This window comes from Sphingobium sp. SA2 (assembly GCF_032227065.1).
GTDB lineage: Bacteria > Pseudomonadota > Alphaproteobacteria > Sphingomonadales > Sphingomonadaceae > Sphingobium.
This window is the reverse complement of the sequence record NZ_JAPMXX010000006.1, coordinates 1,438,033-1,458,707: the sequence shown is the minus strand read 5'-3', so window position 1 is coordinate 1,458,707 and position 20,675 is coordinate 1,438,033. Positions and strand designations below refer to the sequence as shown.

Annotated in this window: 16 protein-coding genes and 1 pseudogene; 7 read left to right on the top strand and 10 right to left on the bottom strand. The window is 59.9% G+C overall.

The annotated features are described in order from the left end of the window. Nucleotides 1-280: 280 nt before the first annotated feature. The 4 genes from OVY48_RS14765 (at nt 281) to OVY48_RS14750 (ending at nt 6,345) form a co-directional block, all read left to right on the top strand. Nucleotides 281-1,081 carry a hypothetical protein gene (locus OVY48_RS14765; RefSeq protein WP_010338245.1) on the top strand — a complete coding sequence of 267 codons (801 nt, stop codon included), beginning with the start codon at nt 281-283 and terminating at the stop codon, nt 1,079-1,081. A gap of 174 nt (nt 1,082-1,255) precedes the next feature. Continuing rightward, a complete protein-coding gene (locus tag OVY48_RS14760) occupies nt 1,256-3,520 on the top strand; it encodes a Mu transposase C-terminal domain-containing protein (protein WP_120249363.1) in 2,265 nt (754 codons plus the stop codon). Between the two features lie 21 nt (nt 3,521-3,541). Beyond that, the gene (locus OVY48_RS14755; RefSeq protein WP_120249362.1) at nt 3,542-4,492 is read left to right on the top strand and encodes an ATP-binding protein; all 951 of its coding nucleotides are present in this window, start codon (nt 3,542-3,544) and stop codon (nt 4,490-4,492) included. Beyond that, the gene (locus OVY48_RS14750; RefSeq protein WP_279728999.1) at nt 4,489-6,345 is read left to right on the top strand and encodes a TniQ family protein; all 1,857 of its coding nucleotides are present in this window, start codon (nt 4,489-4,491) and stop codon (nt 6,343-6,345) included. Before OVY48_RS14755 ends, OVY48_RS14750 begins: the two co-directional genes overlap by 4 nt. Nucleotides 6,346-6,523: 178 nt before the next feature. Here the strand turns inward: OVY48_RS14750 and OVY48_RS14745 are convergent, their stop codons facing one another. Beyond that, nucleotides 6,524-7,735, bottom strand: a complete 1,212-nt coding sequence (locus tag OVY48_RS14745; RefSeq protein WP_120249359.1) for an IS256 family transposase — start codon at nt 7,733-7,735, stop codon at nt 6,524-6,526. Nucleotides 7,736-8,206: 471 nt separating this feature from the next. On the opposite strand from OVY48_RS14745, the gene OVY48_RS14740 reads away from it, so the two are divergent. The 3 genes from OVY48_RS14740 to OVY48_RS14730 all read left to right on the top strand — a co-directional run bounded on the left by OVY48_RS14740 (nt 8,207) and on the right by OVY48_RS14730 (nt 10,293). Next, entirely contained in the window at nt 8,207-8,425 is a 219-nt protein-coding gene (locus OVY48_RS14740) for a hypothetical protein (protein WP_004210831.1), read from the top strand. A gap of 504 nt (nt 8,426-8,929) precedes the next feature. Further along, on the top strand, nt 8,930-9,895 hold the full coding sequence (locus OVY48_RS14735; protein ID WP_120249358.1) for a hypothetical protein: 966 nt from the start codon (nt 8,930-8,932) through the stop codon (nt 9,893-9,895). Between the two features lie 107 nt (nt 9,896-10,002). Continuing rightward, nucleotides 10,003-10,293 (top strand): hypothetical protein, encoded by a 291-nt coding sequence (locus tag OVY48_RS14730; protein ID WP_120249357.1) that lies wholly within the window; start codon nt 10,003-10,005, stop codon nt 10,291-10,293. A 131-nt stretch (nt 10,294-10,424) separates the two neighbouring features. Here the strand turns inward: OVY48_RS14730 and OVY48_RS14725 are convergent, their stop codons facing one another. The 9 genes and pseudogenes from OVY48_RS14725 to OVY48_RS14685 all read right to left on the bottom strand — a co-directional run bounded on the left by OVY48_RS14725 (nt 10,425) and on the right by OVY48_RS14685 (nt 20,637). Continuing rightward, nucleotides 10,425-11,114: a hypothetical protein gene (locus OVY48_RS14725; protein WP_145986181.1), complete on the bottom strand. Its 690-nt coding sequence runs from the start codon at nt 11,112-11,114 to the stop codon at nt 10,425-10,427. Between the two features lie 179 nt (nt 11,115-11,293). Next, nucleotides 11,294-12,075: pseudogene (locus OVY48_RS14720) on the bottom strand (IS5 family transposase). Between the two features lie 278 nt (nt 12,076-12,353). Beyond that, nucleotides 12,354-12,677, bottom strand: coding sequence for a DUF6488 family protein (locus OVY48_RS14715; protein WP_232015812.1), 324 nt, complete (start codon nt 12,675-12,677; stop codon nt 12,354-12,356). 30 nt (nt 12,678-12,707) lie between these two features. Beyond that, the gene (locus OVY48_RS14710; RefSeq protein ID WP_120249355.1) at nt 12,708-13,298 is read right to left on the bottom strand and encodes a hypothetical protein; all 591 of its coding nucleotides are present in this window, start codon (nt 13,296-13,298) and stop codon (nt 12,708-12,710) included. After that, nucleotides 13,295-14,008: a HupE/UreJ family protein gene (locus tag OVY48_RS14705; RefSeq protein WP_120251935.1), complete on the bottom strand. Its 714-nt coding sequence runs from the start codon at nt 14,006-14,008 to the stop codon at nt 13,295-13,297. Before OVY48_RS14705 ends, OVY48_RS14710 begins: the two co-directional genes overlap by 4 nt. A gap of 482 nt (nt 14,009-14,490) precedes the next feature. Continuing rightward, a complete protein-coding gene (locus OVY48_RS14700; protein ID WP_120249354.1) occupies nt 14,491-14,967 on the bottom strand; it encodes a hypothetical protein in 477 nt (158 codons plus the stop codon). 83 nt (nt 14,968-15,050) lie between these two features. Then, the gene (locus OVY48_RS14695; RefSeq protein WP_279728991.1) at nt 15,051-18,287 is read right to left on the bottom strand and encodes an efflux RND transporter permease subunit; all 3,237 of its coding nucleotides are present in this window, start codon (nt 18,285-18,287) and stop codon (nt 15,051-15,053) included. Further along, nucleotides 18,284-19,438 (bottom strand): efflux RND transporter periplasmic adaptor subunit, encoded by a 1,155-nt coding sequence (locus OVY48_RS14690; protein ID WP_120249353.1) that lies wholly within the window; start codon nt 19,436-19,438, stop codon nt 18,284-18,286. The genes OVY48_RS14695 and OVY48_RS14690 overlap by 4 nt, the downstream gene beginning before the upstream one ends. Beyond that, complete coding sequence (locus OVY48_RS14685) at nt 19,435-20,637, bottom strand: TolC family protein (RefSeq protein WP_313923350.1); 1,203 nt, start codon at nt 20,635-20,637, stop codon at nt 19,435-19,437. Before OVY48_RS14685 ends, OVY48_RS14690 begins: the two co-directional genes overlap by 4 nt. Between the last annotated feature and the right edge of the window lie 38 nt (nt 20,638-20,675).

Below are 20,675 nucleotides of genomic sequence, written 5' to 3'. Positions count from 1 at the left end.
TCAAGTGAGTTGGTCACGATACTGTGCAGTTGAAACCACATTCCTGTTGCCATCACGGTCATTTTAGCGTTCCTAAATGCACAGTATCGTGACCAACATGGAGACAGTGCGATGACGACTAAACCGCGAAGTGCAGATCAAAACAACCTCGTTTCAATCGTTTATACAGAGTATCTGATCGAGATCATTCGACATTTTGAACGACAGCAGCGCGTTAAGACGTGGAGTCGTTCTCGCTCCAAATGGCCCAACAGCAACCGTCGCGGTTGGACGTTCTGGCATGACTGACGCATATGAAGAACTGGCTGAGATCGACGTTCGCGCCGCTATCAACCTCATGCTGCGCAACCCGTCATACGAACCTTCCGCTGGCCGGTTGCGCGCCGAAACCTTGCTGAGGAAGCACAACAGCCTGGTCAACACCATGGCTCGCATTGTGGTCGCCAACGACAATGGATCGCTCCGAACAGTCTCTGGCGGAACGCACCATGCGAGTGGCTGGTACCCTTCCGTGAAGGTCGGCCGCACACAGCATTATGAGAGCCTGCATCAGCTTGCACTGATCGAGCGGTGCGAGACGGACCCCAATGTCGTCCACTACCAATCAGAGGCTCGCCGCTTCGAATTCATCCTGAGGAAGAAGGAGCGGTACACAAGCGACGTCGACATATTGGACGCCGATGGCCGCCTGGCGGTTGTCGAGGTCAAAGGCGACGATGCAGACCTCCGAGATCCGGAATATCGGCTGAAGCTTGCCGGCGTCGCAGAGATTTGCCGCCGGGTAGGCCACGAATTCCGTATCACCTTCGGTTCCGAAATTTTCGAGAATAGCCGCCACCGCTTCAACGTACGCCTCGCCAGCTCGATGCGCCGCACGGCCATCTCATCGTCGCAGAAGCGGCTCGTCGAAAGCCTCCGCAGCAAAGGCGATGACATGCAGTTGGGCGAATTCGCTGAGCTGATGGCGCCCGGAAATTTTGTCCAAGGGCGGGCAATCACTTTCGCCATGCTGGTGAGGCGCATCGTGTCGATCGATCTCACGCAGCCTTTCATCGATGAGATGCCTGTCAGCTTCATCTGATCATAGATCAAATACCCCAGGAAGGATTCAACCATGACCTAGAGTGAAATCATAACTACCTGACGAACCCGCAGGCACCCATCACAACAGAAGCAATGCCATTCGCAGCGTAGAAATATCTACTGCTGATGGATTTTGCGCGCCCTCAGAATGCCCAAATCTCGGGAGAGATACGTGAATTACTTCCCCTATAAGCTCAAACGCAATCAGCTATACAGTATCGAAGGTCAACCCTGTGTTTTTACATCACACGGATATGGCACCCGCCTGAACTTCGAACATGCTGCCACAGGCAAGCCCGTCGAATATCTCGATGACGCCGGCGTCGTCCGTCCAATGGACCAGGAGCGCTTTCGAGAGCTGCTTCAGAACGGTCAATTCTTCCAGATGGCAGATCGTGGGCAGTCGCCGGCCAAGAACAAGATCGCTGAATCACATCTCACGCCCGCCGAATGTGAGGAACTCGATCCCGAAAGCGCACTTCGGCTGGCAACGTTACGGCTGCTCGACCGGAACGGCGTAATGACCGGCGTGAAGGCAATCTCTGCGGGATTTGCCGAGCACTGGACACCCGAGCTGCACGCCAAATATGGCGAGGCACCCAATCCGCACACCGTGAAACGCTGGATGCGGGAGCGCGGTAAAGTTGGCGATCGCGATGCTCGTGAGGCCACAAGCGCCCAGGGGCACCATTGCTATGATGAAGATGGCATTCGCATGGAAATCCGCCAGCGCCTGGCTTTGACCTACTATGTGTCGAAGAAGAGCGTCACCGATATCAATGTGCTGACCAACGCCGAGATTAGCCGCGTTAACGATGGCACTTCGCTCGAATACGAGATGCCTACAGAGCCGCTCCTCCCGGTGAGCATGAGCACCACATATCGCGATATCAAAAAGCTGGAGTGCGAACAGACGGTTGCGGCCCGCCACGGCAAGCAAGCGGCCTACTCTCGGTGGCGTGGCGCAGGGAAAGGCCATCAGGCGGAGCGCCCTCTGGAATTCGGGCTTATGGATCACACACCCATACCCGCTCTCCTCGTCATCGACGTGGAACGCGCCATCATCCTGGGCCGCCCGACTTTCTCCGCACTTGTTGATGGATTCAGCAGGGTCGTGCTCTCGCACATGCTGTCATTCAACGCCCCATCATACGCCACTGTGTCGGAGTTGCTTCGCCGGTCTGTTCTGCCCAAGATCGTGCCGCCGATCATCAAGAACAAGCACCCTGAAGCCCAGGACGTTTGCGGCCTGTGCAGCACATATCACGTGGATGGCGGTATGGAATTCCGCAGCCACGATATGGAGAGCATGAGCAAGGCGACCGGTGCAACGATCCGCATCAGTGGTCGGAAGAAGCCGCGCGAACGAGCCCTTGTTGAGCGCATCTTCCTCACCATCCACAATTACGTGTCATCGAAGGTGGCCGGCGCCCATCTGCCGATCGCCCTCTCCCGCGAGTATGATTACGACCCCGCCGTGGATGCCGTGCTGACACTCGACGAACTCGAGGCACTCATCATGTTCGCCATCGCGGTCTATCACACGACCCCGCATGGCGGCCTGAACGAGAAACAGCCTCTGCTCTGTTGGAAACAGGGCACCGCCCAGTACGGGATCGTTCTACCGCGTGACCCTCGCATCTTCGAGAAGGCCCTCCTCCCCAAGATCAATTCGCACCGGCTGACCCACGCTGGCATCGAGTGGAATGGCCTGCGCTTCGGCGATTATAAAGCCGTGCCTGACCTTCTCGCCGATCTTGTCCCCTTGGAAGGCAAGCGTCAGCGCCTGAAGAATGCCACTGCAACGGTGTCGTTCCGCTATGACCCATACGATCTGCGCAAGATTTGGGTGATCAACCGCAAAACCAATCAGGACGTCGAGCTGTACTGCCAGACGGCCGGCTATACCGACGAGCCGATCAGCCTGTGGATGCACGAGCAGATCCGTGAGAAGGCCAAGGCGGAAGCCGCCGACTTCAACTCACGGGAATGGCGTGACGCCTGCCGCGCCGAGCTTCTCGACGCCATCGACCAGCTGACGCCCGAAGCCAAGGAGCGTGAACGCAAGCTTCTGGCCAAGCTGTACGAAAACAAGCGCATCCGCAGCATCACCGGTGAACTCGCCAGCCTGCAGCGGGAGCGCCCTGAACCTGTCGACATCCCGATCATCTATGCAGACGTGATCGAGCACGAGATGCACGATGCCGACACCCTGTCTCGTCGCCCCGCCCCACAGAAAGCTGCCCCTACCGCGGCTAAACGGCGGAGCAACCGGCAGAAGGCGAAAGCCGCCAATGCCCGAGAGGCGACGCCAGAGGACATGCCGGATCGCGACCGGCGTGCTCCTGCGCCGCCACCCACCCCGGACGCGTCGACCACTGACCCCGAACCACGCCGTGAACGCAAAAAGCGCTCAAACGACAGCAGCTACTTCTAACCCCTACCTAAAAGGCAACACATGACTACCACCACATCAAACCCGCCCGTTGTACGGCCGAATGAAGCCGCTGCCCGCTCTCAACGCGTGGCAGATGCCCGCAGCGCGTTCCGCCAGATCAAGATTGTTCATCCTCGCCAAGAGGCTATCATTGCAGGGCTGGATGAGGTCAGGCGCTCTGGCATCGCCACCCGTGGCGAGCGGCAATATGGCATCACCCTCCTGGCTGAAAGCGGTTCCGGCAAAACGACAGCAGCCGAACATTTCCGGGACGGCATCGAACGCCTGGGCGAACTTCCCGAAGGCAGCCGACCCGTCCTGATCGTCAAGCTCATGAGCACTGGCACCGCCAGGTCGCTATTCTCTTCCATCCTGCAGGCCCTGGACGACCCCTTTTATGACCGCGGCACCGAACCCAACCTGCACAAGCGCGCCGTGCAAGCCATCAAACGGGATAACGTGCAGTTGCTCGTCATCGATGAAATCCAACATCTGTCGCGCCGGTCATCAGCCGCAACCCATGTCACGGACAGCCTTAAGACGTTCCTTGATTCTGGCCTTGTGCCTATCGCCTTTTTCGGCACCCACGACGCGGACAAGCTGTTCCAGTCCAGCCACGAGCTGAACAGCCGCCTGTTCCCGCCTCTTACGCTCCCGCCGCTTGATTGGTGGGCGGATGACGATCGGGATCTGTTCCTGGACTTCGTCGAAGACCTCGATACCGCCATGGTCGACAAGCAGATCATGAAGGTCGCCAGCGGCCTGGTCGAAGAGGACATCGCTCGTCCCCTTTGTCTCGCAAGCAGCGGAATCATCGGCCGTACGTGCCGCATCGTGGAAACGGCGGCCATAAACGTGGTGCGTGAAGGTCGGAATGCTATTACCCGCAACGATCTCGCCATGGCGGTGAACAGCTGGGCCATCGCCCATAGCTTCATCGACTATAATCCGTTCGTGGAGATCGAAGCTTGAGCCATGTAAAATACCCGCTCGCGCCGATCGCTGGCGAAAGTCTCATGGGCCTTGTCGCCCGTGTGACTGCCGAGAACGGGTATCCACGGACGGGAACGCTGTTGTCCGAGGCTGGCTGGGTTTACGACAACAAGCCGACGGCGGCCACAACCAACGCCGAACAGCTACCGGCGCTGGCTGACATTCTGGTGGTGCCCTACCCCCAATTACTGCACCATGCCCACGGTCCAGAAGGCAGCGCGATCATACATTGGTTTGGTGGACGCGCGTGGCAGAGCGAACTGAGAACCACCATCCGCCGATATGCACCGGCCAGCCTTGCCCTATCGGCTCATCATCGTGCGATTTGGCAGTTGGCCTCCGTCCCATTCTGCCCGGAAACCTTTCAGGTCTTGCGCAGTGAGTGTCACGAATGCGGCGTCACCCAGCGGTGGCGCTACGCCAACGGCATTGCCACCTGCGACCAAGATGTCTGCAGCGCGGACCTGCGTGAGGGACCGGCCGAGTTCATCCCTCTCGAGATGCGCGACAATTTGGGCATCTATGCTGGCCTCTTCAGCCATGATTCCGATGTACGTACCGCTTCGCGATCACAGTTTCCTGACCCGATTGCGCGTTTGGAGCCGCACGACATTGCCGACTTGGCTTTGAAGCTCTCCCCCTGGCTAAACGACCAACTGCGCGGAAAATGGCTGACCAATCTTGACCTTACCATGGCGGTCATCAGCGCGCTTCATGACGCTGTAACGCTGCTGCGCCAATGGCCCATCGTTCCAGCCCAGCTACTTCCAACTCCAGGCGAAGGGGACAACTGGTCGAACAAGCTGGGACACGCCGTCAAGCAAGCCAGGATCGGCCGCTCCTCGCCCCGCGTCAAAGCCCTGTTCGCGATGTTTCTACATGGCCTGCAGCAAGAGCAGCCCGATCTCAGTCAAAGCCCTGATCTGACCGACCTCCCGTCGGCCGACGAGGGGAATGACATAATTGGACTGATTTCCGCCAAATCAGCCGTGCGTGTGCTGCGCGAGACGGATACCATTATCGCGAAGCTGCGAGCCGCCGGCGTCTTCAAGCTAACCGACGTGCGAGTTCATGGCGTGGTTAGACCGTTCCATGATCCCGAAGAAATCGAGGAACTGGCACGTACCAAGCCTGACCGTCTGCCTTTGACCGCCGTGTCGCAGTCAACTCAGTTGCCCCGCTATGCCATAGCGCAGTTGATGCAATCTGGATTGCTCGCCCCGCTGACCCACCCTTATTGGGAGGCGCGATATGGCGTCCGCAATACCACCACGCAGGCCTGGGCGGCATTCGAGGCAAAGATCCAAGCCAAAGCCGATCCCGCTATGATTGACGGCGTTCCGCTGCAAATCGCAGCACGAGCTATTGGCGGTCGCGCCAAGCCCTGGGCCGGCATCTTCGCCTGGCTTCTGGGGCCGGATGGTCGATTTGGTCTGGCCCCCGAGGCGACGGACCTGTCCCACCAGATACTAATCCCGGCCGAACTCATCGACACTTTGCGGATGTTGGAAAACCCGTTGTCCGGCGCCCATGTCGAGGATGAGCTATCAGGCGCCGATGCCAGCGAGATACTCAACCTGGCCGCCAAACAGTTTCTCAAATTTGTCGCCACCGGCCTCATACGTCGCCACGGCAAAGCATATCTCGCGGCGGATGTTCTTCAGACCGCGGCAGAGATCATAGGATCGGTCGAGATCGGCTACAGGATGGGACTGCCTCCCCAGTCAGCACAAAAATGGGCGCGGAAGGTCGGTCTGCCGACGATACATGATGCTGGCTACTGCCGCATGAGCTTCGCCAAGATCACAAAACAAGGCGCTTGGTCAGGCTAGACGGCGCCCGCGTCGCGTGAGCGCTCCTCGATCCGGGCCAACATAGCACGCTTGCGCGCTGTTCGGCGCGATCCGCTATTGCGCATGGCATCGGTACGCTCTGGGGTATCGATGATGCCCAAGGCGGTCGCGTCCGTCAACGTGGTGTAAATTCGGGTGTGGCCAGCGGGCTGCATTGTCAGGCGGCCTTGGGTGTAATCTGTAGCGGCTGAACCTCCTCGATTGTTGGTGTGGCAAGTGCGGCCATGCCCTCGATTTGCATGTAGCGGTGCTGGAGCTGGTATTCGTCGTTCTGCTCAAGGAGGACGGCGCCGACGAGGCGGATGATGCTGTCCTCGTTGGGGAAGATGCCGACGACATCGGCGCGGCGCTTCACTTCCTTGTTCAGCCTTTCCAGCGGATTGGTGCTGTGGAGTTTGACCCGGTGCTGCTCGGGGAAGGTCATGTATGCGAGGACGTCATGCTCGGCATCGTCCATGCACGCGCCCAGCTTTGGCCAGCGGGCGCGCAACTGATCAGCGACCTGACGCCAGACTTGTGTTGCGGCGGCATGGTCGGGCTGAAGGAAGACCTGGCGGATGGCAGCAGCGACTACCGTGTTCTGGCCCTTGGGCACGTAGGCCAGCGCGTTTCTCATGAAGTGGACGCGGCAGCGCTGCCAGGTGGCGCTGAGCACACGGGTGATCGCGGCCTTGAGGCCCTCGTGGGCATCGGAGATGACCAGCTTCACGCCGGTCAGGCCGCGGCGGGTAAGGTCCTTGAGGAAGGTCGACCAGAACGGTTCGGCTTCGGAAGGGCCGATGTGCAGGCCGACGATCTCGCGCCTGCCCTCGGTGTTGACGGCCACGGCGATTATCGCGGCGACACTGACGATCCGCCCCCCCTCGCGCACCTTGAGATAGGTGGCATCGAGCCAGAGGTAGGGCCAGTCGCCGGCAAGCGGTCGCTTGAGAAAGGCATGGACGCGCTCATCGATGTCCTTGCACAGCTTCGACACGGAGGACTTGGAGATGCCGGTCATGCCCATTGCCTGCACCAGCTCATCGACGCGCCGGGTGCTGACGCCAGCGATCCATGCCTCCTGGATGACCGCGACCAACGCCTTCTCGACGGTCTTCCTGGGCTCCAGAAAGCCGGGAAAGTAGGCGCCGGTCCTCAACTTGGGGATCTTCAGGTTGAGCGTGCCGAGCCGGGTATCGAGGCTGCGGTCACGGTAGCCATTGCGCCAGGTCGTGCGCTCGCCGGAGCGTTCGTGCCGGCCAGCGCCGACGAGACCGTCGACATCGGCCTCCATAATGATCTGCAGCACGCTCTCGGCGATCGTGCGCAGGAAATCTCCATCTCCGGTCTTCGCCATCAGTTCAGCAAGCGGTAGTCTGTCGTCGGTCATCGGGATCAACTCCTCGGTGGGCGTGTGAAGTGTGGTAACTCCACCTTACCGATGAGCCCGGTGGCCACCGAGATCGAAATCGCATGGGGTGGGGCATGCCCCACCCCATGCGACAACCTCAATCTACACCGGAAATTACACCACGAGCGCGGACGCTAACCCCAAGGCAGCCTTGCGCTCTCGGATTCCCGCTAAAAGGTCTGAGAGGGTGATGATCATACCGCTCCATCCCTTCCGTGGATCCCGGTCCATCTTAGAAATGTGCAGCCCGCCTGCGACATCCCTGCTCCGGTACCGATAATATCCCATGCAAGATGCATGTGCCAGCTGCGTCCACTGCCCAGGTGCGATGCCTGACTGCCGCAAATCCGAACCCGCGGTCCTGCTGCAGACCAGTGCAAAAGCTCAACGAGGGTCTCGCCGGAAAATCCGACGATTACTATCGTATAGCCGATAGCGATTGAGGAAAGCATGCCCGGGAATATTCCCCCCGACAAGAAAGCCGCGTTCGAACGTCTCGCAAACCATCTGGATGAGGAATATCCCTATCCCGGGTGTCGCGACGATCTCAGGGATGTGGCCAGCGGCAGCTCTGCCATAATTGAACGCGCATACTGGCGCGATCCCGTGCAAGTCATGACCGGCCTCGCATGGATGCTCGTCGGCCTGATGATCGGAGTGCTGCTGTGAGGGCCGATCGCATTGAGCGCGAATGGTTTTGCAAGCGCTGCGGTAATTCCGTCCGCAAGCTGCAAGGATCATGGGGCCACATACGCAATCAACATAGCCCAAAGTCGTGCGGTCGAAAGCTGACCGACAACGACGTCTATCGGTTGCCGCTGAGCCGAACGAGGGAACGCACCCGTACACGGAATAAACAACAGGAAGCGCAAGATCGCCTGCTCATCGCTAAGCGGCGCTGGGATGAAGCCCGCCGTGAATGGGAAGCAGCCCAAGACGAACTCTATCTTGCCTCGGAAGCGCTGAAGTCCATAACGAATAGTCCCCCATTGGACTAGCCTGGTCAGCCCATCGGTTCAATCCAACGCCGCCGATAACTGCGACGCATAAGCCGCTTTCCGTAGGATTCGAAGCATCCTGTTCCATATCCAATGCAACCTGTGCTGAAGGGGGTCTGGAATTTGCCCAATCGGTCTGAGACAATTACTCCCGGTCTTGCAGGGAAGCATTACAATGGACTTCAGAGCAATTGAGGAATGGCTGTCTGATGCGCCTGAACGGCACGCGATGCCGAAGGAACGACAGAATGCCACGACAGCTGCCATAGGCGCTGCGGCGAAGACAGCCGCAGCTTCCGGCGTTGAAGCGTTCGATTTGGCGCGGCTGGAGATGGCCACCGGCCCTCAGGCGGAAGAGTATCGCCCTTTCCGGACTTTGACGCTTGCTGAGTTGGTCCGCGCCGCCGCTGAAATTCGAACCGTTCAGGACAAGCTTCGCTACCGCGACGATACGATCGCTGTTGATCCAGCCCTTGAACGCGCGGTCCTGACCCTTGGCGATGCCGGGATGCCTCTCAATGAGCACCGCTTTGCGGCGACCGAACGCGCCTTCGTCCGTGCGGAAATCCACGAGGCGGCGAATGGGACCCTCTCGCCAAATGAAAAGGCCCGGATGATCCTCTACGACGTCGCCACTCAGGAAGAGGCGCGTGGCCTCGAACTGATCGGCCGAGGCGGAGTCCTAAGCGTCAGCCGAGGCATGGCGATCGCCAAGCCCGCTCAGGAACTCGTATCCAGCATGGGCATCCGAACACTGGAGAAGGACGGCCTGGGTCAACAGGACATCGCGATGGCAGCCGTCGGCCGTTATGAGCGAGTGTCAGAATTCCATCGGGCGGGGATCGATTTAGGGGCTACTTGGGCGCGAACCGGTGGCCCTGGGGCTGCAGCATTGGATGCGCGGTTGGAGCGCCTTGCTTCTCAAGCGCGAGAGCCGGCGCCCAGTGACCTTGATCGGGAATCTGAAATTGCCGGGGGTGACGCGGAGGGCTCCTACCTATCTGAGGCAGTTACTCACGGGATCGCCTCGCAGGCGAGCCACATCAAGTTCGAATTGGCCATCAAGCCGAAAGGCCGCACAGATCCAGATGCAAGCGAACAGCACAGCTTTGCTATGCCTCGCGGTCGAGGCCGCGATTAAAGGCGCAATGGCGCGCGACCAGATGATCATTGAGGCCCCGCGCGCCGACGTCATCATGCTTGGAAACACACTTCGCGAATGTTCGCGAAATGAAATGAGGATTCGAAATGCCCGATGAAACTATGATCTTCGGCGTCAGCGAAGAGGGTCCGAATGGCGATGCACTGGGCTTTATCGATCTAACCAAGCTGCATGTCGGAAATAAGGTTCATGACGCCTACCGCGCAGCCGTTCTCGAAGCCGCGCAACAGCGACGGGAGAAGGGCTTCGGCTGCGCTTATCTCCCGCATGAGGGCATGCTGCTGCTCATGCATGAAGTTCCAAGTGAGGCGAAAGTGCCTGACGCCGCCATGCCATTCACGATTCATGGCTTCGCGTCTCTCCTTGCCGACGACTGACAGAAGTAAGCGCGTCTTCAGAGCCTCGACAGCCGGACCGGCCTGACTGCATAAACAGCGAGGTAAGCTGGAAACGGCTGGTTCGACGCCTGCGCGATTAGTGGCAAAATTCGCAAGTGCCTGGCAGCAGATCAAGCTGCAGGGGATTCTGTTTTGTCGTCCAATGCGTTGTCATGCGCACTATGTAGCGCTGTGTATGACGCGTCTCGCTCGCTGGGATTTACCCGTCCCTCAAAACAGGCGATCTCCCGGTGTGTTTCGCCGAACACGTCCTGAAAATCTGCCACAACCTTTATCGTGATCGCGACAAAGGTAGCCTTCTCGAGCAGGGCCGCAACGCCATCCTGAGAACGCAATCCAAGCGGATATGATGTCCAGGAATCCGCCGAAGGTATGTCCTGCCGCCAGTGCGATCTTTCCAGGTCTGGTTGATCGCCAAGCATCATGCCGCGCCGAGTGTTATCGCCATAAACAGCGACAATATGTGCGTTGTATAGCCAGCGTAACCGGCGCGCAGGCGATGCGCCAGAATTCTGGAAAGTTACCTTGGCAGTCAGATCGCCCAGCTCACTAAGCTTTGCCTCCACCGACTGAACCACGACATATGCGCGGGCCTGCGCCCGCCCATATTCCATAGCTATGCGGTTCGCGTCGGTGGCTATCCCGATCGTACGCTGCCCTTGTTTGAAGGCGCTGATCAATCCCAACAGCGCCGCGCTGCTAGCGCAAAGCGAGCCAACCGCGATCATCAGACCCCATTGCGCTGTCGATGTCGCCTGCTCAGTAGCAACTGCTGAACGTAGAGCGATACAATCCGCCATCGGTCCTTTCTTTGGCAAATTTCGACAGATCTCCTACATATCGTCAGAAGCCGACGGGATATAATGACCCGCCAGAAAACCAATCCCGATGGCAAGCGTTAGCGCGAATGTCATAACCAGGATTGAAACAATCCATTCGCGTTGAAACGGCTTAGTCTGTCTCATTCGGCATAATTTCCCTAGGTCGCGTTGACAAAGTGCGGCAGCCATTTGCGAATGGCGGCGAGGTTCAGGAAGCTTGCGAAGGATAAGGCGGTTTTGTCGTAACGGGTTGCGATACGGCGGAACTGCTTGAGTTGCCCGAACATGCGCTCGATGCGGTTGCGGTCACGATAGCGACGGAAGTCGCAGGGAATGGGTTCTCGGCGATTGGCCTTGGGCGGGATGATCGGCAGGATGCCGTGCATCAGCAGATTTTCGCGGACAGCATCACCGTCATAGCCCTTGTCGGCCAACAGCGCCTTTGGCTTGGTGACAGGGATCGCCATCAGGGCATCGACAGCGCCATAGTCGGACGCTTCACCGCCCGTCAGGATGAAGCCGATAGGGCGACCCTGATTGTCACAGCGGGCGTGGACCTTGCACGTAAAGCCGCCGCGTGATCGACCAAGAGCTTGCGCACAAGCCCCCCTTTTCCGCCCACTGCCGATACGTGGCCGCGAACTATGGTGCTGTCGATCATGTGCTGCCAGTCGTCGGTCAGTCCCAATTCCACCAATGTCGCCAGGATTGCATCCCACACACCTTGTTCGGCCCAGCGCCGGAACCGCACATAGACCGAATTCCACAGACCATAGCGTTCATGCATATCCCGCCACGGACAGCCGACCCGCAAAACATGCAGCATGCCGTTGAGGAAACGCCGGTTGTCATGGGCAGGACGGGACTTGCGGCCGCGCTCCGACGGCAGAAGCCCCGCGATCACATCCCATTCCTCGTCCGTCAGATCGCCTCGGCCCATCATCGCTCCTCGCAAAGAGAAGCTGTGAATCAGAAATCAGGCAGATTGGGAATCCACTTTGTCAACGCTGCCTAGCGATAAGCGTGCGCAATAAGAGAGATATGGACATGCCGTCCGCTGAAATCGATCTCTAAAAGGTGCCGCCGATGGTCGCAGGGCTCCAACGGCTTAATTCCGGGCTTGATCAGAAGATCCGACTTCCTGCTGGATATCGTTGCCGTCGGATCTTCATGACGACAGAAATATGGGCGCGGCCAATCGACCGCGCCCATCACTTCTCACTTCAGCTTATGGTTCGCCGAAACGAAGGTGCCGTCCGGCTTCAACGCAACGTACAACAGCTTGCGAGCTTCCGGTTCAGCGTCGTTGCGGAAGATCACCACATCCTGACGGGCGCCCTGAACGGTACGCGACTTCGTTTCTACGAACTTCGCCTTTGACCAGCTCGCCGGCAATGTACCCTTGGTGATGAGCTTGATGACATTGTCCTTCGCCACCTGCTGAACAGGACGATCCTGCTCTTCTTCATCATGATTGCCATGCGCCATCAACGGGGACACGGGGGCGAGAACAACGGCAGCTGCGATAATGAATTTACGCATCAGATTTTCCTTCTCTCTTTATGAATTGGGTCAGGGCTTGGCTGCGAAGGCGGAAAAGCCACCGGTCGCAGATGCAGTGATGGTGACAGGCTCGCTGGTCTTGTTCTTCCAGTACCAGCCATGCGTACCGTCGAAGGGGGCTGTGAAAGATCCGCTTTCACCGGCCGACGTGCCCTTCTCGTAGCTGGTGTATTCGCCTTCAGGCGCGTTGAATTCCTCGCCATGCAATTCGTAGCGGATCTTCGCGCCATCGGTTTTCCAAGCGTAGCGCATCGCGCTGCCGGCGGTCATTACTGCCTTGATTTCGCGCCCTTCGTTGGGCTTGAGCGTAATGACGACCTGGACCGGTTCACCCGGGGCAGCCACGGCCGGCTTGGACGCCGTTAGCGTAGCCTGTGCGGACGACGCCACTGGCGCAGCATCATGTTCAGCCTGCTTCATCTCGCCCATCGGGGTGAGGCCGAGGGCGCCACCGACGCCGGTCGGATCGACGCCATATTCCGCAGGCAGCACGGTCGTCACCAAGATGACCGCAGCGGCACCGAAAGCGATGAGTGTAGCCCGATTCAGTTGGCCAAGGCTGGGCAGTTCGCCCGGCATGGGCGAGTGGGGTCGGGTCATGAGGGGTCTCCCAAGAACAGGCCGGCAAGCTGATAGCCGGTGAGAACGAAGCCGGCGGTCATCAGCACGACGTTCGCGGTGAAGGCATGTTGGGCGAAGCTGCGAGTACGCCGCCAATAACCCATGATGATGAGGATGGCCGACAAAGCCAGGATCTGACCCATCTCAACGCCGACGTTGAAAGCGATGAGATTGGTGATCAGACCATCAGACGATAGCGCGAAATCCTGCAGCTTCGTCGCCAGACCGAAGCCGTGGAAGAAGCCGAAGATTAGCACGGCCGCCTTCGTATTCGGCTGGAACCCGAACCAGCGCTGAAACGCGCCAAGATTGTCGAGCGCCTTGTAAACGACCGACAAGCCGATGATCGCATCAACAAGATAGGCGCTGACATTCGTTCCCAGCAGCACCCCTGCAATCAGGGTCGTGCTGTGACCGATGGCGAACAGCGTGACATAGGATGCCACTTCGCGCATCCGGTAGAGGAAGAAGATGACGCCGAACAGGAACAGCAAATGGTCGTATCCGGTGACCATGTGCTTGGCGCCAAGATAGAGAAACGCTCCTATCTGAGGGCCGGTCGTTTCTTCGATATAGCCTTTGTCGCCTTCCGCAACGCCATGGGCCAAGGCCACATCGACGACGAAAAACGCCAAGGCTGTAAAGACCGCAGCATAACATGCCCACGGTCGAGCCAGTCTGAGTTTCATATAGATATCCGTATGGTCGCCAGCGCCTCGACGCCGGCAGATCAGCACCAAGTGCGAGACCAACGCCTCGCACTGCCATGCTTCAGGATATCGATGGCGGCTCGAGTAGCGGAGCCATGGTGAATGGCGCCATAAAAGGCTGGCGATGCGCGCCGCTATGGATAGCCTTCCCAGTTGGGACAGGTTTCAGCCCATGGTCATCTGGCACGCGATCACCGACTAGATGAACGTGACCGCCTCCTGTAGCGCTGCCCGGCTCCTCATGGTTTTCTGAAAAATGTTGATGCTCTGTAGTAGCCTCAACGGATGATCGGTCGCTTTTGTGGAAATGCTGTGACACGGTCAGCAACGAGCCGTGTGAGATCATCATAGCGATTACGAGCAGGACAGAGAGGAATGGATAAGTTCGCATTCGTCACTCCTTCCTTCTCTCATTCATCCAAACGGCCGTTCAACGGGCGCCAAACCGCACACACGATAGATTATCGCGAATGATTCTCAACAAAATTGCGAGCGCCAGATGACCTATTCTCGTCACGAACCAAGTCGTCGGCTGGTTCTACAGGGCTAAGGCCCAAGGGCTTGCCCGAGGTGCAGATGCGCTCCGGCCGGTTTATTTCGCTGATGCGCAGGACGCGATTGGTGATCGTGGCAGTGATGCCTTCCCCGACATAGGTCAGCCCCTGAGCCGGAGCAGTCAGGCGGATCGGCTGCGGTTGCGCGGGTCCACTCAGGATCATCACCAGCCCCTCATCGCGGTACGCCGCGTGGAGAAGGGAGCCATCATTGCACTGAAATTCATGATGCGCTTCGCGATCACTGAGCAGCGCCTGGTCGTCGGGACTGAGTTGGCCATTGCCATCGCCAGATGAACATGCCCCGGCCGCCAGCGCCGCCATCATTACGATAGCCAGCTGGCCTGACCGGACAGAAAATCGAGAACGTTCGTCAAGGAACATGGCACTTTCCAATCCTCGAGGGTCTGGCGTTGAGCAAATCATAGATGAAGCAGGCGGCAGCTCCGCCGCCGTCTGCCTTTCGATTACGCAGTTGCCGGTTCGGAATTACCCGACGACTCTTGCGCCTGTTTCTTCTTGAGGCGCCCCATGAATGCCGTGATCGCCGGCAACACGAGCAAGGTCAGCGCCGTCGAGGTGATGAGGCCACCGATGACCACCGTAGCGAGCGGTCGCTGCACCTCGGCACCCGTTCCTGTGGCGAGGGCCATCGGCACGAAGCCGAGGCTGGCCACAAGCGCAGTCATCAGCACCGGCCGCACGCGCTCCATCGCGCCGCCGATGATCGCCTGATCCTCCTCTGCCCCATCTTCCCGATATTTGCGGATGGCGCTCATCATGACGAGGCCATTCAACACCGCGACACCGGAGAGAGCAATGAAGCCCACCGCAGCTGTGATGGAGAACGGAATCCCGCGCAGCAGCAGGGCGAAGACACCCCCCGCCAGAGCCATCGGCACGGCGCTGAACACGATCGCTGCTGGGATAGCGCCGCCCAATGCCATGTAGAGAAGTGCGAAGATCGCGGCGAAGCAGATCGGCACCACGATCAGCAGGCGCAGACGCGCCGACTGAAGGCTTTCGAATGTGCCGCCCCAATCGGTGTACATGCCAGCAGGCAGTTGGAGTTCGCCCACCTTCTGCTGCGCCTCTGTGACGAAGCCGCCCAGATCCCGACCACGCACGTTGATCTGCACGATCACCATACGCTTGCCATTCTCGCGGCTGATCTGGTTCAACCCCGAAGTGAAGCTGAACCGTGCCACCTCGCGGAGCGGGATGGACCTTGCCACCTGACCTTCGGGGGTAGGCAACATCACCGGGATGGACCCCAGCGTTTCCAGATCATCGCGCTGCGCGTCGGGCAAACGGACCACGACTGAGAAGCGACGGTCACCTTCGAACAGCAGCCCGGCTTCCCGGCCACCAAGAGCAGCCGCAACGGTATTGGCGACCTCTTCGACCGAAAGGCCGTAACGCGCGACCGCCAGTCGATCGATCTTCACGTCAAACGTCGGCGCACCAGACGTCTGCTCGGCACTGACATCGCCAGCACCGGGGATCTTCCGAACCACCGCGGCAATGCGCTGCGCCTGCTGGCTCATCTGATCGAGGTCATCGCCATAAAGCTTGATGGCCACGTCAGCCCGAACGCCGGCGATAAGCTCGTTGAAGCGCATCTGGATCGGCTGCTGGATTTCCGTCCGGTTGCCAATCAGGGGCTTCATCCTCGCTTCGATGCGCTTGAGGATATCGTCCTTGCTCTTCACATCCGACGGCCACTCACTTTCGGGCTTGGGGATGACATAGGTGTCCGAGGCGTTTGGCGGCATCGGGTCGGTACCCAGATCCGCGTTGCCGTTCTTCGAGAAGACGAGCGCCACTTCCGGCAAGGTCTTGAGCGTATTCTCGATCCGCAGTTGCATCTCGGTCGACTGGTCGATCGAGGCCGATGGTACGCGGAAGTTGGTGACCGTTATGTCCTTCTCGTCAAGCTGGGGCATGAACTCCTCGCCCAGCAGGCCGAAGCACAGGACGGCTGCCAGGAACATGCCACCGCCGGCCGCAATGAACGGCAAGGGACGCGCCACGGCTTTCTTCAGCAGCGGCTCGTACTTTTCCTTGAACCAGCGGATCGGCTTCACTTCCGTCTCGCTCACCTTCCCCTTGATCACGATGGCGATCATCGCAGGGATGAAGGTAATCGAGAGGATGAAGGCCGAGGCCAGAGCGATCATGAGCGTGACCGCCATCGGCGAGAAGGTCTTGCCCTCGACACCCTGGAAGGTCAGTAACGGCACAAACACGAGGAAGATGATGAGCTGCCCGTAAACGGTAGGTCGCACCATCTCGACCGCAGCCTCCGTCGTCTCGCCCAGCCGCTCCGACAACGTCAGCAGACGCCCTTCATGCTCCTGCCGTTCAGCGAGCCGTCGCAGCGCATTTTCCACGATGATCACGGCGCCGTCGACGATCAGACCGAAGTCGAGCGCGCCAAGACTCATGAGGTTGCCGGATTCCCCGATGGCGTTCATGCCGCTGGCCGTCATCAGCATGGTCACCGGAATGACCGCCGCCGTGATCAGCGCCGCCCGGATATTGCCCAGCAGCAGGAAAAGCACCACGATGACGAGGAGCGCGCCTTCGGTCAGGTTCTTCTCGACCGTCGAAATGGTCGCATTCACCAGCTTCGAGCGGTTATAAACCGGCTCTGCAAAGACATCTGGCGGCAACCCCTTGTTGATCTGCGTGAGCTTTTCCGCCGCGCTCATCGCCACGATGCGGCTGTTGTCGCCCACCAGCATCAGGACGGTCGAGATCACAGCTTCGGATCCCATGCGGCTGCCGGAGCCGGTGCGGACCGCGCCACCGATAACCACTTCGCCGACGTCACGCACACGCACCGGCACGCCAGCACGGGTCGCAACAACCGCCTCCTCGATCTCCTCGATCGACTTCAGACGCGCATCGGCACGAACCAGAAAACTCTCCCCGGCCCGCTTGATGTAATTGGACCCTGCCGACAGGTTCGCCCGCTGCAGTGCATCAGCCAGTTCCGTCACCGACAGGCCATAGGTGGCCAGCGCGTTGAGATTGGGCTGCACCAGATACTGCTTCACGAAGCCACCGTTGGAATCGACGCCGGCCACGCCTTTGACATTGCGCATTTGCGGACGGATGATCCAGTCCTGCACGGTGCGCAGATAGGCCGCCTTTGCCAGTTCGGTGGTCAGTCGCTCGCCTTCAGGCGTGAGGTAGCTGCCGTCCGACTGCCAGCCAGGCTGGCCATTGACGATCTTGACGTTCTTCCCATCGGGATGACGGAACGCCACCGAGTAGAAGAAGATCTCACCAAGGCCGGTGCTGAGCGGCGCCAGATTGGGCTGAACGCCGGAAGGCAGACTATCCTTTGCCTGCGCAAGACGTTCGGTGACCTGTTGACGAGCAAAGAAGATGTCTGTGCTATCCGTGAAGATCGCCGTCACCTGGCTGAACCCGTTACGCGTGAGCGACCGGGTCATGGTGAGACCTGGAATGCCGGCAAGGGCCGTCTCGACCGGATAAGTCACCTGCTTTTCCATATCGACCGGGCCGAGCGTGGGATTGAAGGTGTTGACCTGCACCTGACGGTTGGTGATGTCCGGCACGGCATCGATCGGCAGCTTGGTTATCTGCCAGCCGCCAAATCCGACAATGGCGAGTGTCAGGAACAACACCGCCCATCTCATCCTGACGGATAGACTGAGGATGCGCGCAATCATTCTGCCGACTCCTTCTCAAGCTCAGCCTTGAGGAGGAAGGCGTTGGTCGTCGCGATCTGCTGTCCCGCCTTCAGGCCAGCCGCAATCGCAACCATGCCGCCACTGCGACTGGCGACCTGAACGGTCTGTGCCTTGAAGCCCTTGGGCGTGCGGACAAAAACCACTGTCCGTTCGCCGACTGTCTGGACCGCATCCTGCGGCACCGTGACACCGCTCGCGCCCTGACCACCGCTGGCAAAGATACGTGCCTGCACAAGCTGTCCCGGAGCGATCGCGCTGCCACCACCGCTCGGGGTGATGACCACCGTGGCTTGCCGGGTCTGCGTGTCGACAACACCCGTCGCCGAGCGCACGCGCCCTTCCACCTTCTGGCCGTCGGATGTCGTGAGTTCCACCCGATCCCCAGCCTTGACCCGACCAGCATCAGCCACGGGCACCGCGGCCTCGATCTGGATGCTGCGCGGATCTGCGACCCGGAACAGTTCGGTCTCCGCCTGCACAAACGAACCAAGGCTGGCCGTCGCCGACGTGATTCGACCGGAGACCGAGCTCACGACCGATACGGACCGACCATCGCCAGCAACCCGTGCTGCACGCGCAGCCGCGTCCGCCTGGCGCGCTTCGGCCCGAGCTACCGCCAGATTGGCTTCGGCCGTTTCATAGTCCGCCCGCGCCGATACACCTTGCGCGAGCAGGCTCTTCTCGCGGGCCAATTGCCGCGCAGCGAGTGTCGCCCGCGCCGCCGCAGTTCCCCGATCAGCCGCGATTGCCGAGGCATCACGACTTTCCACCAGCGCGATCGCCTCACCGGCCTGAACCGTATCACCGATACGCCTGAAGATGCGCGTCACCGTGCCTGGCGCTCGCGCGGTTAGAACAGCTTCGGCATCAGGCGTGGCTTCGACCGTGGCGCTCGCCATGACGATCCCCGAGAGACTGGAGCCGGAGACAGCTTCAACCGAGATTGCCGAGGTCTTGATGCCGTCCGCAGTGATCTCCACGGTATCGGCAGGCTGGGCCTCTGCTTCCGCAGCGCTTTCCTCAGCCACCGGTGCGCTGGGCGCTGTCATGCGTGCAACGCCGAAGCCGGCCAGTGCCGCCAGAATGAGGCCGACCGCAGCGCCGGCATAGAGTTTGTTGTCGGACTTCATTGGACGGGTTCTCCGGTGATGGTGCGGCCCTCAAGCCGTGCAAGGCTGGCGCGGGCGTCAAACTGGGCAGCGCGGGCATCGAGCACCACGCCGCGAGCAGCTCCCAGGCCATGGCGGGCAGCTAGCAATTCGATCAGCGGGGACTTCCCCGCTTCATAGGCGATGCGTGCAAGCCGGTAACTTTCTTCGGCCGTAGACAGCGTTCTATCCGCAGCCGCTGCTCTGGCGTCTGCCGCTTCGTTGAGAGCAAGCGAAGCCTGGATTGCAGCCTCGGCCTCCAACCGGGTTGCCGCCTCCCGTGCCTGCGCGCCGCGCAGTTCGGCCTGCGCAGCATCGATGTTGCCGCGATTCCTGTCGAAGAGCGGGAATGGCACGCTCACAGCTGCCAGCAGAGCATTCGCGTTATCGACCTCAAGCCGTCTGACGCCGACGGACACCGTCACATCAGGAATGGCCTGCCGCTTGGCGGATGTCACCCGCCGCGCGGCGGCTTCTGCGTCAGCTTTCGCTGCCAGATACGGCGCCGTCTGCGTCGGGTCGATGGGCCCCTGCCCCTTCATCGGCGCCAACCGGTCCAACATGGGTTCGGCAAGCGTCGAATAAGACACCGACTGACCACTGAGCGCAGTCAGGCGGGAATAGACGCCAACCCGCTCTGCTTTGGCCGTATCGACGACAGCCTTTAGCGAATTCACTTCGGTTTCAGCCTGAAGGCCGCGAAGCCGGGCTTCCTTGCCCGCTTCAACCAGAGCGCGGGCGGCCTTAAGATCGGCTTCTGCTTCTTCCAGTTCATCTTCAGCCAGCCCGATCCTGCGATCGGCTACTTCAGCGCCAGCATAGGCACGCGCCAGTTCATATGCATAGGACAGCCGCCCGTCACGCGTACGCGCCTGAGCAGCGACCACGCCTGCTTCGCCTGCCGCGATGCGAGCGGAGCGCTTTCCGAACAGCTCAAGCGGCTGGTTTACCTGGAGCGTGTTTTCCGCACGACCGAAGCGGTTGTAAGGGCGTTGCCCCCCCACATTCTCCGTCATGACGCTCACGGTCGGATTGGGATAGGCGCGTGCCTGCCGTGCCAATCCTTCGGCACGATCTACTTCGGCTTCGAGCTCCAATTGACGTGGCGCTTCGCTGGTTTGCCGAAAAAGCTCGGCAAATGGTGGCGCGACTTGCGCGCTTGCAGCCGTGCCACCCGCCATAAGGCAGGTCGCAACGACCGCGCCGGATACCGCAATAC

Bases quoted from the DNA above. Each gene is read 5' to 3' on its own strand.
- OVY48_RS14695 (WP_279728991.1), bottom strand. From the start codon at position 18,287: ATGATTGCGCGCATCCTCAGTCTATCCGTCAGGATGAGATGGGCGGTG.
- OVY48_RS14745 (WP_120249359.1), bottom strand. From the start codon at position 7,735: ATGACCGACGACAGACTACCGCTTGCTGAACTGATGGCGAAGACCGGA.
- OVY48_RS14685 (WP_313923350.1), bottom strand. From the start codon at position 20,637: ATGGCGGGTGGCACGGCTGCAAGCGCGCAAGTCGCGCCACCATTTGCC.
- OVY48_RS14735 (WP_120249358.1), top strand. From the start codon at position 8,930: ATGGACTTCAGAGCAATTGAGGAATGGCTGTCTGATGCGCCTGAACGG.
- OVY48_RS14725 (WP_145986181.1), bottom strand. From the start codon at position 11,114: ATGGCGGATTGTATCGCTCTACGTTCAGCAGTTGCTACTGAGCAGGCG.
- OVY48_RS14705 (WP_120251935.1), bottom strand. From the start codon at position 14,008: ATGAAACTCAGACTGGCTCGACCGTGGGCATGTTATGCTGCGGTCTTT.
- OVY48_RS14765 (WP_010338245.1), top strand. From the start codon at position 281: ATGACTGACGCATATGAAGAACTGGCTGAGATCGACGTTCGCGCCGCT.
- OVY48_RS14730 (WP_120249357.1), top strand. From the start codon at position 10,003: ATGCCCGATGAAACTATGATCTTCGGCGTCAGCGAAGAGGGTCCGAAT.
- OVY48_RS14740 (WP_004210831.1), top strand. From the start codon at position 8,207: ATGCCCGGGAATATTCCCCCCGACAAGAAAGCCGCGTTCGAACGTCTC.
- OVY48_RS14700 (WP_120249354.1), bottom strand. From the start codon at position 14,967: ATGTTCCTTGACGAACGTTCTCGATTTTCTGTCCGGTCAGGCCAGCTG.
- OVY48_RS14715 (WP_232015812.1), bottom strand. From the start codon at position 12,677: ATGCGTAAATTCATTATCGCAGCTGCCGTTGTTCTCGCCCCCGTGTCC.
- OVY48_RS14755 (WP_120249362.1), top strand. From the start codon at position 3,542: ATGACTACCACCACATCAAACCCGCCCGTTGTACGGCCGAATGAAGCC.
- OVY48_RS14710 (WP_120249355.1), bottom strand. From the start codon at position 13,298: ATGACCCGACCCCACTCGCCCATGCCGGGCGAACTGCCCAGCCTTGGC.
- OVY48_RS14690 (WP_120249353.1), bottom strand. From the start codon at position 19,438: ATGAAGTCCGACAACAAACTCTATGCCGGCGCTGCGGTCGGCCTCATT.